Source organism: Streptomyces sp. NPDC001157 (assembly GCF_053598255.1).
In genome coordinates this window covers 76,755-89,101 of record NZ_JBSFJW010000037.1, presented here as the reverse complement: position 1 = coordinate 89,101, position 12,347 = coordinate 76,755, and the positions used below count along the sequence as shown (strand labels likewise).

Below are 12,347 nucleotides of genomic sequence, written 5' to 3'. Positions count from 1 at the left end.
CCCACAAACTCCAAACACCCATCCCCACCCCACCGCACCACATCACCCGTGCGATACATACGAGTGCCCGGCGCACCAAACGGATCCGCCACAAACCGCTCCGCCGACAGATCAGCCCGCCCCACATACCCACGAGCCAACCCCACACCCGACACATACAACTCACCCACCACACCCACCGGCACCGGACGCAAACCACCATCCAGCACATACACACGTGTGTTCGCCACAGGCCGGCCGATGGAGTTGTTCCAGCCCTCCTCGACGGGGCAGACGGAGGAGTAGATCGTGGTCTCGCTGGGGCCGTAGCCGTTGATGACCTGACTGCCCGCCTCGCGCATGGTCTCGGCGAGGGACTTCGCCAGCGCCTCGCCGGCCACCAGCATGCGCAGTCCGCGCAGTTCCTGCCGGTCCGTTTCGAGCAGCGCCCGCCACAGGGACGGCGTCGCCTGCAGTGTGGTGGCGCCGTGAGCCGCGGCCAGGCGGCCGAGTGTGCTGGGATCGCCCATCTCCTCGTCGGTGGCCATCACGATGCCGGCGCCGGTGGCGAGGGGCAGCAGCACCTCCAGCGAGGCGATGTCGAAGGCGATGGTGGTGACCGCCAGGACCCGGTCGCCGGGTGTCATCGCCGTCTCGGCGCACATGAAGTCGACGATGTTCGCCAGCCCGGCCCGGGTCACCATGACGCCCTTGGGCGTGCCGGTGGAACCCGAGGTGTAGATGACGTACGCCGGGTGGTCGGGGTGCGACGTGGCGAGCAGTTCGTCCGGCCGGAGTCCGGTGGCCGGCAGGGCGGCCAACTCCCGTACGGTCCGGGAGCTGTCCAGGGACAGCCGGTGGACGTCGGCGGCTGCGGCGGCGAAATGGGTCGTGGCGATGGATTCGGTGGTGACCAGGCAGACCGCCCGCGACTGCCGGAGCACGAACTCGATCCGCTCGGCCGGGTGTTCGGGGTCGAGGGGCAGATAGGCCGCACCCGTCCTGACGATCGCGAGCAGCGCCACCACGAGGTCCATCGAGCGCGGCAGGGCGAGCGCGACCAGCCGCTCCGGGCCGGCGCCGAGCGCGATCAGCCGCCGCGCCAACCGGTTGGCGCGGCTTTCCAGGTCGGCGTAGGACAGGCGGGTTCCCGCGCAGATCACCGCAACGGCTTCGGGGGCGAGGGCGGCCCGGCGCGAGATCAGGGCCGCGATATCGGTGTCGGGCATCGGGCGCTCGGTCCGGTTCCAGGTGTCCAGGACCGTCGTCCGCTCGTCGTCGGTGAGCAGCGGCACCCGGCCGACCGGTGTGTCGGGCGCCGCGCTGGTCAAGTTCCGCAGGAAGTGCAGGAAGCGCAGCCGGTGGGCGCCGATCTCGTCCTCGGTGTAGCGGGCGGGGTTGGCGTCGAAGTCGATCTGCAGCCCGCTGCCCGCCGTGCCGGGGTAGAGGGTCAGCGCCAGGTCGTGCACCGGTCCGGTGGACAGCGTGCGGGTGGTCGTGGTGTGCCCGGCGAAGCGCAGGTCCTCGCCGAACGGAAGGATGTTGACCGAGACGTTGAACAGGTGGCGGTTGTCCCCGACGAGCTTCAGCTCGCGGCGCAGGTCCTCGTAGGGGTAACGCTGGTGCACCAGCAGTTCGCCCAGCCGCGTGGCCACGTGCCGGACCAGCTCCGACACGGTCATCCCCGGCTGGAGGGAAAGCCGCAGCGGAAGCTGGTTGGAGACCATGCCTGGCACGTTCTGCGCCACGGCGCTGCGCCGTGCGCTGACCGGCAGGCCCAGGACGATGTCCGAGCTGCCCGTCATGCCGTGCAGGTACGCGGCGACCGCTGCGATGACGGGGACCGTCCAGGAGGTGCGCGAGCGCCGGGCCAGGTCCCTGACCAGCTGCAGTTCGGACTCGTCCAGCAGGCCGTGCTGCCGCGCGAACGCCTGCCGCGCGACGGCGGATTCGCCCTCGGCGAGGCTCACCGCGTCCGGCAGGTCGGAGAACCGGTCCACCCAGTAGGCCCGGTCGCCGTCGAAGTCCGGCGAGGTCCGGTAGGCGAGCTCGTTGCCGAGCAGGTCGCCCAGCTCGCCCAGCGGGCTGCCGCTCGGTGCGGTGCCGCTCAGCAGTCCGGTGTAGACCTCCGCGACGCGGTTGGTGAAGAGGGCGCCGCCGTAGCCGTCGACCAGGAGGTGGTGGCAGCGGTTGTACCAGACGTAGTGGTCCTCACCGAGCTTGAAGAGGGCGTCCACGGAGAGGAAGCCGTGCAGGACGTCGACGGGCGCGGACTGGTCCTGGGCCATCCACGTCCGGGCTTCGGCCAGCGGATCGGGCCGGCCGCTGACGTCGATCACCTGCAGTCCGGGGCTCGCCCGGTCCACGGGCACCTGGCACGGTCCGTCGGGCTCCTCGCGCAGTCGGACGTCGAAGGTGCCGCACTCCAGTTCCGCCTGCCGGATGGCCTGCTTGAGCGCTTCCGCGTCCACCGGACCGTGGATCTCTATGTAGTTGGCCAGGTTGTACGTGGCGGCCTTCGGGTCCAGCTGGTGGGCGAACCATACGCCGAGCTGAGCTGCCGACAGCGGAAGTGACATGGCTTCAGCGGTGAATGTGCTCATGCGGGCTTCGATCACCTTTCCTGGCGCACTGGCCGCGACTCGATGGATGCGCTGGGTGCGGTTGGGCGCGACGATGCTGACCCGCGGGGCACCGGCGCCACCAGGCAATGAACCGGCACCTGATCCGGTCGTTCCATTACCTGCGAGTTGCCGGAGCCTTGCCTGGCCGCGATGCCCGGGCGCTGGGCAGGATGCCGCTGCGTGACGTCGGCCGATGCGCCGTGCCCAGGCAAACACGCGTGGACGAGGAGCACCCGTTGGTGAGCATTCCGGACAGAGGACTACTGCAATGGCTCGAAGAACGGTCTGCCGACCGGGGACTGCACTTCGCGGGCCCCGGCGACAGCTGGGACCACTGGTCCTACGCCCGTCTCGCCGACCTCACCTGCCGTACCGCGGCGGCACTGGCCGCCCACGGAGTGCGCAACAGTGACACGGTCGTGGTCGTCCAGCGCTCCAGCCCGGGCTTCGTCGCCGGGCTGTTCGGCACCATGGCCGCCGGCGCGACCGCGTGTTCCATCGCGCCGCCGTTCGCCTTCCAGCGGGCCGACGCCTACGAGAGCCATGTGACCCCGCTGTTCGAGACGGCCGGGCCCGCACTGATCATCTCGGACGAGGACTCGCTGCCCCAGGTCAGCCGGGTCGCCGAGCGGCTGGGGCTGAAGCCGCCGGTCCTCTACGACCAGCTTGTCGAGGGCGTCGCCCCGCTCCCCGCGCCGCTGCCGCCCGCCAGGTTCGCGCTGCTGCAGTTCACCTCCGGGTCGAGCGGCAACGCCAAGGGCGTGCGGGTCACCCACGAGGCGCTGCGGGCGAACGTGACCGCCATGCGCCGGTGGCTGCGGTGGACGCCGGACCTGCCGGGTATCACCTGGCTGCCGGTCCACCACGACATGGGCCTGATCGGCTGCCTGATGAACATCGTGACCACGGGATGCGACGGCTGGATGATGCAGCCGGAGGACTTCATCCGCTCCCCCTCGCGCTATCTGCGCTGCATCAGTGACCAGCGGGTCGGGCTGGCCGCCATGCCGAACTTCGGCCTCGCCTACCTGCTGCGCCGCGTCAGGCCCGCCGATCTGGAGGGTCTGCGGTTCGACTCGCTGCGTTCGGTCATCCTCGGCGCCGAACGGATCGACCCGCAGTCCCTGACGGGGGTGGAGGACCTCCTCGGCCCGAACGGTTTCGACCGGCGCGCGTTCCTGCCGGCCTACGGCGGGGCCGAGGCCACGCTCGCCGTCACCGGGCTGCCCCTGGACGAGGACTGGACCGCGCTGGCGCCGAGCGGTTCGGAGGGCACCGCCGCGCCCATCGTGGGCTGCGGACGCCCGCTGGAAGGCGTCGAGGTGGAGGTCATCGACGACGACGGTGCCGTGGTGGCGGACGGAACCGTCGGCGAGATCGTCGTCAGGGGCGCGTCGGTGGCCACCGACTACGTGGGCCGGGCGAGCGCCGTGTCCGGGACCACCCTGGCCGACGGCACGCTGCGCACCGGCGACGCGGGATTCCTGCGGGACGGACAGCTGTTCGTCGTCGGCCGGCTCGGCGACGGCCTGAAGGTGCGCGGCCGCATGGTCTTCGCGGAGAGCCTTGAAGCCCTGCTGCACCAAGAGGGCATCCCCGAGCGCCGGGTGGCCGTACTCCTCGGGGTGCGGGACGGCGTGAACACGGCGGCCGTGGTCTTCGAGACCCCGAAGCCCGAGTGGTTCGAGATGGCGGCGGCCGTGCTGCGGGAATGGCTCGTCGACACCGAGCTGCTCCGCGTCGAGGTGCGCCGGGGCGGCCTGGCCGTCACCTCCAGCGGCAAGCCGCGCCGACGCGTGATGTGGCAGGCGCTGACCGCCGGCACCCTGACCGGCCAGGTCGGCGCACTCACCGAGCAGGCCCTGCCGAGCGACTCACCACCGGAAGGCACCCGATGAGCAGCACCGCACCATCCGCCGTCGACGCCCAGGACGACCACGACGCGCACCGCGCCCGGATACGGAAGGTCTTCGACCCGTTGCGCGGGGAGACCGACGCGTGGGAGCGCGACGGGCACCTGCCCCGGGAGCTGTTCGCCGCGTTCGGATCCGCGGGGGTCTTCCGCGACCGGTGGGCCGTGGGTCCCGCGGCCGGGCTCCCCCTGGCCCGCGCCCTGGTCGAGGAGGTCTCGCCGGTCAACGCCGGGGCCGCGCTCGCCCTGTCCATCCACAGCGAGCTGTTCGTGCACGCGCTGCACCGCTACGGGACCGCGCGGACGGCGAGCACGCTTCAGGACGCGCTGGCGGGGCGGGCCATCGGCTGCGCGGCGTTCACCGAGCCGACCGGCGGCTCGGATCTCTACGCGATGCGGACCAGCGCGCGACGGGTGGCGGACGGTGGCTGGCACCTGACGGGAGAGAAGCGCTTCACCACCAACGTCGGCCGTGCCACCCATGTCATGGTGCTCGCCCGGACGGGTGCCGGGGAGAACGCCTTCACCCTGTTCCTGGTTCCGCTGGACCGTCCCGGCGTCCGCGTCACGCGCTTCTTCGACACGCTCGGCGTGCGCTCGGCCGACACCGGCGGCGTCGAGTTCGACGTGCGGCTGACCGAGGACGAGGTGGTGGGCCGCGTCGACGCCGGCCTGATGTACGCGCTGAAACTGCTGGACTACGAGCGACTCGCGGCGACGGTGGGCCTGGTGGCCGTCGGCCGGGCCGCCCTGGGCATGGCCGCCGTACACCTGCGTGAGCGCACGCAGTTCGGCAAGCGCCTCTTCGACCACCAGGCGCTCGCGCACCGCCTCGCGGACCGCTGGGCCGAGGTGGAGGCCGCGGCGGCGCTCCTCGACACCGCCTGCCGCACGGCCAGGGGCGACCACCTGCCGCACCATCTGGTCGCGGCGGCCAAGCTCGTGGCCGCCCGCGCAGGAAGCGCTGCCGTGGACGAGACGCTGCAGTTCCTCGGCGCGCGCGGCTACACCACCGACTATCCCCTTGAGCGCATGTACCGCGACACCCGGCTGACCCGTATCGGCGGTGGAACGGACGAGATGCTGCGGCAGATCATCTGCCTGCATCTCGACGTGCCCGACGCCGCCGGGGCGGCCGTCCTCCAAGAGCACGAGAACCGTGTCCACAACACACCGTCCGTCGCCGCGCACTGACGTCCCGTTCCCACAGGAAGAGAGCAACAGACATGGCCCAGAACGCGACCGTCCTGCAGGCGGATCTGGTCCCCGCCGTGGTGCACCAGGTGATCCGCCTGGTGGCACCGCAGGCCCCCCAGCACCTCCGGAGCGACCATCAGCTCATCGGTGACCTGGGTTTCCACTCGCTGTCCCTGGCCGAACTCGGCTTCACGCTGGAGGACCTGTTCCGTCTGGACTCCATCACCCCCGAGCGGGCCATGGCCCTGCGCACCGTCGGGGACATCGTGGACCTCATCCAGAACGCGCTGGCCCAGGACGCCGCGGAGCTGCCGGCCACCTCCGAGGTGGAGACCGTGTGCGCCCAGTACGGCACCACCTGGAACCCCGCCGCCTGACCGAGTGCCCACCACCCCGCCAGGGCGGGAAGCGAAAGGTTCTTCTCCCATGACCACCCGCAGGGTCGATCTCCTCGACGAGACGATCACCGAGGTCGTCGCCACGGTTCTCGGGCTCCGGGCTCCGGACGTCCGGCAGGACATCTCGTTCACCGAGCTCGGTTGCACGTCGCTGCAGCTGGGCGTGGTGTGCGCGCGGCTCGGCGACCGGCTGGGCCGCCCGGTTCCGTTGTCGCAGGTGTACCGCACAGGAACCGTGGAGTCCCTCGCGGCCTGGCTGCGGGCCGGTGACGGGGCGAGCGCACCCGCCGCACCCGCGGCGGCCCCGGCCGGCGCCGGGTACGAGGGGCCCACGCCGCTGTCGCGCATGCAGTCGTACATGTTCCTCAAGCACATGTTCAGTCCGGACGACCTCTCGTTGCACGTGGTGCGCAGCTGGCGGCTGACCGGACGGCCGGACCGGGCGGCGCTGCGCGAGGCGGTCGCGACCGTGCACCGCAGGCATCGCTTCCTGAGTTCGGAGTACCTGTTCAAGGAGGCCCCCTACATCCAGCCGGCCGACGTCCCGCCCCCGGTGATGAGCGAGCTGATCGCCGACACCGAGCAGGAGGCCCGGGAGGTCCTGGCGCGGGAACTCGCCCGGCCCTTCCGGCTGGCGAAGGGGGAGATCTGGCGTCCGGTCTACGTCGCCGTACGGCAGGAACACCTGACGCTCTTCGGCTTCTCCGTGCACCACATCGCGCTGGACGGCGGAGCCGCCGGGCTGATGTCCGGCGAGCTGGCGCGGGCCTACAACGCCGCCGTGAACGGCCGCACGCCCGAACTGCCGCCCGCCGCCGACCCGGTGGACGTCGCGGCGGCACACGACGCGCACCTGCCGTACGTCGACCTGGACGCCCAGCGCGCGTACTGGACCGAGACGGTGAGGGGGCTGAGACCGCTGACCTACCCCGGCGGCCCCGAGGCCCCCCGCGGTACCGCCTGCCGCATGGTGGAGACGGCTCTGCCTCCGGGCACCGTGGAAGGCGTACGGCGGCTCGCCTCGTCGAGGGGCGTCACTCCCTTCGCCGTGTACCTCGGCGCCTACGCGCAGGCGTTGGGCGAACTGACCGGCACGTCGGACTTCACCGTGGGCACACCGGTCAACCGGCGCGCGCACAGCGCGCTGAGCACCACGGTCTCCAGCCAGATGGACATCTCCGTCCTGCGGCCGTCCATCGGCCCGCACAGCACGCCTCCGGAGGCGATCGTGTCGGCGGCCCGCGCCGCCAGGGATGCCTTCCGCCATCTCGACCTCTCCGTCCCGGAGATCGCCGACCTGCAGAGCGACCCGCCGCCGGGCCCGCGCAACCCGCTGTTCCAGAACGTCTTCGTCCTGCAGGACAACGACCCGGGCGGGCTGCCGCTCCAGGGACTGCCCGCGCAGTTCTTCCGTCCCCGCTACCCGGGTGTGTCCAGCGAGATCTACGCGGAGATCTGGCCGTCCGTGGATGACGGCGGACTCCTGGTCATCGGCTACCAGCCCGACGCCGTCTCCGGGGCGTTCTGCCGCCGGCTGGCCGACGGCCTGCTGGCCCGCCTCGCCGGATACCTGGCCGCACCCCCGCACCCGACCACCGATCCGCAGAAGCAGGTGGCCCCATGAACTCCCCCGCATTCGAGCCGGACACCACGGCACACAACCCCTGGGTCTCCGGGCGCTTCCTCAGCGCCTATCCCGGGCTGCGGCTCATCTGTCTTCCGCAGTCGGGCGGCGGCGCCGGCGCGTTCTCCGGCTGGCGGCCGCACCTGCCGCCCGGCGTGGAGCTGGTCTCGGTCGAACTGCCGGGACGCGGCGGCCGGGGTGACGAACCGTTGCCGGACGACTTCGACAAGCTGGCCGACCAGCTCCTGGACGGCATCAGTGCCGAACTGTGCGCACCGTACGTGCTCTTCGGGCACAGCTTCGGGGCGCTGCTCGCCTACGAGCTGACCCGCCGTATCGAACGGGCGGCGCTGCCGACGCCCCAGGCCCTGCTGGTCTCGGCCTCCCGCGCCCCGCACGTCCCGCCGGTCAAGAAGGTCTCGGAGCGCAGTGACGAGGCGTTGCTCGAATGGCTGCTCAAGAATGACGGAATGCCGCGGGAACTGCTGAAGTACGCGGCATTCGTCACCTATGCCATGCGTGCGATCCGCGCGGACCTGGTGCTGGCCGAGACCTATGCCGTCGAGCGGCCCGACCCGGTCGGCTGCCCGCTGCACGCGTTCGGCGGTTCCCACGATCCCGTCGTCCCGCCCACGGACCTCGACGCCTGGCGGGGCTACACCACCGCGGACTTCTCGGTCACGGTGCTGCCCGGCGGGCACGCCTACCCGCACACGGACCCGCGGGCCATGTTCTCGGCGATGGCGGCCGCCCTGCCCGGGCAGATGCCGGCAGCCGCCGCCTCCAGCCCTGTTTCGATCAACCCGCCGCAGAGGTGACGCAGTCGTGAGCGACCCGACAAGCATGTACACGCTCCACTCACGCGGAGAGGAGCTGACCGTCTTCTTCGACACGTTCCGCGGCGAGATCGCGGACCGGCTCGACGAGCACGGCGCGGTCCTGGTCAGGGGCTGTACGGCGGATGACGTGCGGCACTTCCAACAGGCCCTGGACCACCTGGGTTTCGCCCCGCTGCAGTACACGGAGCGGTCCACCCCCCGCAGTGAGGTGGCTGACGGCGTGTTCACCTCCACCGAGTACCCGGCCCGCGAAGTGATCCCGCAGCACTGCGAGTCGTCCTACTCCGACGTGTGGCCCGGCCGGCTGGCGTTCTTCTGCGTGACCCCGCCGGAGACGGAGGGTGCCACCCCCATCGCCGACGTGTCCGCGGTCCTCGCCGACGCTCCGGACGCCGTGGTGACCGCGATGCACGAGCGTGGTCTGCGGTACGTCCGCAACTACGGCGGCGGCGTCGGGCTCGACTGGCGTACGGCATTCCAGACCTCCGACCGCGGCGAGGTCGAGCGGTTCTGCCGCGAGCACGCGCTCCAGTGGCAGTGGCTCGACGACGACTGCCTGCGCACGGTGCGCCAGGCCCCCGCGCTGGCCGTGCATCCGCGGACCGGGGTCCCCGTCTGGTTCAACCACCTCGTCCTCTTCCACCAGTCGGCGCTGGCGCCGGAGGTACGGGCCGGCCTGGTCGAGGTCCTGGGCGCCGACCGGCTGCCCAACGACGTCCTCTACGGCGACGGGGAGACGATCCCCGACGCGGACGTGGACGCGGTGCGCGCCGCCTTCGCGCGTCACACCCGGCGGTTCGACTGGGAGCGCAACGACCTCATGGTCATCGACAACATGCGCTGGTCGCACGGCCGTGAGGCGTTCACGGGCACCCGCAGGATCGTGGTCTCGATGTCCGACGCCCTCTCGCGCGCCGAGCAGCCCGACTTCGCCGTGCCCCTGCGGGGCTGACCGACAGGGACACGCGGACGGCACGAAGCCGCAGCCTTCATCGGGCCGCGGCTTCGTGCCGTCCGCGTCCGCGTACCGTCCGCGTACGCGACCCGTGTCCGGCGCGCCCGCCCGGGCACGGCACAAGAGGAGGGGCGGCTGCCTCGGAGGACGTGTCGGGTCCTTCGAGGCAGCCGCCCCTCACGACGTGTCGGGTCAGCCGGCCAGGTACTCGGGGCGGGCCAGCGCCTCGTCCAGGAGCAAGTCCCGGATCTTCGGGCTGAGCAGGTCAATCTGTCGGAGAACCTGGATGATCTTGCGGAACAGCAACTGCCGGAAGCCGACCATCATCGGGTCCGTGCGGGCGAAGCGGACCCCCTGCTCCACATCCAGGTCCATCTTCTCCCAGACCTCGCGCAGCAGGAACCGCTGGGACATCAGATGGATCGCCTCCAGCAGGAACTGCTCGCGCTCGTGCCGCTCCGCGGCCGACATCTCCTCGTAGAGCCCGTTGAGGGCGATGACGCCGAAGGAGATGTGACGCGCCTCGTCACGCGCGATCATCTTGGTGATGGAGGTGATGATGGGGTCACCGAAGCCCGCGCTCGCGACCCGGGTCGCGGCGAGGGCGAGACCCTCCACGATGACCTGCATGCCCAGGTACACGACGTCCCACCGGGAATCGCCGAGCAGGTCCCGCAGCAGCGCCTTCAGGCCGCGGTTGATCGGATAGGTGACACCGAGCTTCTCGTCGATGTAACGGGCGTACGCCTCGACGTGCCGGGCCTCGTCGGCGACCTGAGCGGCGGCGTACACCTTCGAGGCCATGTCGGGGACCGTCTCGACCAGCCGTGCCGTGGTGAGCAGAGCGCCCTGCTCACCGTGGAGGAACTGGTTGACCATCCACGCCTGGTACTCCCAGCGGAAGGCGTCCCACAGCTCCCTGGGCACCGGGCTCTCCGGTGACGCGGCGAAGGGGGCGACCGCCTTGCCAAACTCCTCGTCGAGGGGGGCGCCGAACCGGACGTCGTAACTCCAGTCGATGTCCGTCGCGACGTTCCACTGCGAGACCTTGCTCTTCTCGTACAGGCCCCACAGCCGACTCGTCGTGGCGGTGTAGTCCCAGTTCATGATCGCGCGTATGTGCGCGTCGACCTCCATGAGCGCCGACGCTGCACCCCCGAGCGTGAACAGTTCGTCCGGGCGGTTCTCCGCCTCACTGTCGGTCACCGAGCTGGCCATCCTTCCCAGGCTGTGAACCGGTCTCCACCATGACCGCGAGCCATCCGGCCCGCGGCTCGACCAGGCTCCTTCGACACACATCTACGCCGCCCATCCTCACGAGCGCCCGCCCACGCCTCCAGGCATCCGAGAGGCAACTGCCGGGCAGCCAAGTTGCCGACGCCTTACCTGGCAGGCACCGCGGCGGCCCCGGTTACTTGGAGACGGTATTCACAGGCGATCCCGAGGAGCCCCCGCATGACCGCACACCTGGACGGCGCACCGACGGTCCTGGACAGCGCGCGTCACCACCTCGTGCCGGGTGTGGCCGAACGCCACCGGATCATCGGGGCAGGCGCGGTCGAGGCCACGGCGAACGGCGCGGAGGTACTGCTGTCCAACGGCCGGAAGGTGCTGGACTTCGGCAGCTACGCGGTACCGCTGTTCGGGCACCGGCCGCCCGCCGTGGTGGAGGCGGTACACCGGGCACTCGACCAGATGCCGACGTCGACGCGGCTGCTCGCCAACCCCTACGCCGCACGGCTCGCGTCCCAGCTGGTGCGGGTCCTCGCGCCGGACCGGCTCACCAGGGTCTGGCTCGGCCTGAACGGCGCGGACGCGGTGGAGGCGGCCCTGAAGCTGGCCATCGCCCGGACGGGGCAGGCCTCCGTGCTCGCCGTCGAGGGTGCCTTCCACGGCAAGAGCATGGGGGCCCTGGCCCTCACCTCGGACCCCGAGCGCCGCAAACCCGTGCAGGGCTTCCTCGGTGACGTGCGCCATCTCCCCCTGGAGCCGGATGCGGTGGCCCGCGCGCTCACCGAACGGCCCGCCGCCGCCCTGGTCTTCGAACCGGTGCAGGGCGAGGGCGGCGGTCGCATCCTGCCGCCGGAGCTGCTGCGCCGGTGGAGCGCCGACGCCCGTGCCGCGGGTGCCTTCGTCATTTCCGACGAGATCCAGTGTGGGCTGCGCCGCTGCGGGCCGATGTCCCTCGCCGTCGAGGAGGGGCTGGAGCCCGACGCCGTACTGCTGGGCAAGCCGCTGGGCGGCGGGGTGATGCCGCTGTCCGCGATGGTGAGCACCGAGGACCTGTACGCCCCGCTCGTCGCCGACCCCTATTTCCACACCGCGACCTTCGGGGGCCATCCGGCCTCGTGTGCGGCGGGGCTGGCCGCCCTGGACCTGCTCGACACGATGGGCGACCTCTTCGCCGCACACGAAGCCCCGCTCCGCCAGTGGCTCGGGGCTCTGCACGAGGAATTCCCCGACGTGGTCGTCGAGACCCGCGCCGTCGGCCTGTTCGGGGTTCTGCGGTTCGCCACCGAGGCCCAGGCGGGCCTGACGATCCTGGAAGCCGGCCGACGCGGACTGCTCCTCGCCCAGTGCCTCACCGCACCCACCGTCCTGCGCGTCCTGCCCCCGGTCGTCACCACCCACGACCAGATGGCGTCGGCCGCACACAGCCTGCACGCGGCCTGCCGGGCTGTGGTCCGCCGAACCTCGGCCTGAGCAGCCCTCATCACGCGCACAGCGCAGGTCTGAAGGCGCCCAGGGTGATGCAGGGGTCATGCCGCGGGTCAAGGGAGTCGCCCGCGCGGGCCTGGCGTAGTTCCAGCACGACCGGA

9 protein-coding genes are annotated in these 12,347 nt (G+C 71.3%); 7 read left to right on the top strand and 2 right to left on the bottom strand.

What is annotated here, in order from left to right; translation table 11 throughout:
* A partial coding sequence (locus ACWDAG_RS39770; protein ID WP_450700424.1) for an amino acid adenylation domain-containing protein occupies nt 1–2,582 on the bottom strand: 2,582 nt, incomplete at its 3' end.
* 260 nt (nt 2,583–2,842) lie between these two features.
* Here ACWDAG_RS39770 and ACWDAG_RS39765 point away from each other — a divergent pair.
* Genes ACWDAG_RS39765 through ACWDAG_RS39740 form a run of 6 tightly spaced genes read left to right on the top strand, consistent with a single transcriptional unit; the run spans nt 2,843 to nt 9,525 of the window.
* A complete protein-coding gene (locus tag ACWDAG_RS39765; protein WP_450700423.1) occupies nt 2,843–4,501 on the top strand; it encodes an AMP-binding protein in 1,659 nt (552 codons plus the stop codon).
* Nucleotides 4,498–5,709, top strand: coding sequence for an acyl-CoA dehydrogenase family protein (locus ACWDAG_RS39760; protein WP_450700422.1), 1,212 nt, complete (start codon nt 4,498–4,500; stop codon nt 5,707–5,709). Before ACWDAG_RS39765 ends, ACWDAG_RS39760 begins: the two co-directional genes overlap by 4 nt.
* Nucleotides 5,710–5,741: 32 nt before the next feature.
* Complete coding sequence (locus tag ACWDAG_RS39755) at nt 5,742–6,089, top strand: acyl carrier protein (protein WP_450700421.1); 348 nt, start codon at nt 5,742–5,744, stop codon at nt 6,087–6,089.
* Nucleotides 6,090–6,138: 49 nt separating this feature from the next.
* Nucleotides 6,139–7,734 (top strand): condensation domain-containing protein, encoded by a 1,596-nt coding sequence (locus ACWDAG_RS39750; protein WP_450700420.1) that lies wholly within the window; start codon nt 6,139–6,141, stop codon nt 7,732–7,734.
* Nucleotides 7,731–8,552 carry a thioesterase II family protein gene (locus ACWDAG_RS39745; protein ID WP_450700419.1) on the top strand — a complete coding sequence of 274 codons (822 nt, stop codon included), beginning with the start codon at nt 7,731–7,733 and terminating at the stop codon, nt 8,550–8,552. Before ACWDAG_RS39750 ends, ACWDAG_RS39745 begins: the two co-directional genes overlap by 4 nt.
* Nucleotides 8,553–8,559: 7 nt before the next feature.
* Nucleotides 8,560–9,525, top strand: a complete 966-nt coding sequence (locus tag ACWDAG_RS39740; RefSeq protein ID WP_450700418.1) for a TauD/TfdA family dioxygenase — start codon at nt 8,560–8,562, stop codon at nt 9,523–9,525.
* 195 nt (nt 9,526–9,720) lie between these two features.
* Here the strand turns inward: ACWDAG_RS39740 and ACWDAG_RS39735 are convergent, their stop codons facing one another.
* Entirely contained in the window at nt 9,721–10,734 is a 1,014-nt protein-coding gene (locus ACWDAG_RS39735) for a ferritin-like domain-containing protein (RefSeq protein WP_450700417.1), read from the bottom strand.
* 249 nt (nt 10,735–10,983) lie between these two features.
* Here ACWDAG_RS39735 and ACWDAG_RS39730 point away from each other — a divergent pair, with 249 nt between their 5' ends.
* A complete protein-coding gene (locus ACWDAG_RS39730) occupies nt 10,984–12,231 on the top strand; it encodes an aspartate aminotransferase family protein (RefSeq protein ID WP_450700416.1) in 1,248 nt (415 codons plus the stop codon).
* Nucleotides 12,232–12,347: the final 116 nt, after the last annotated feature.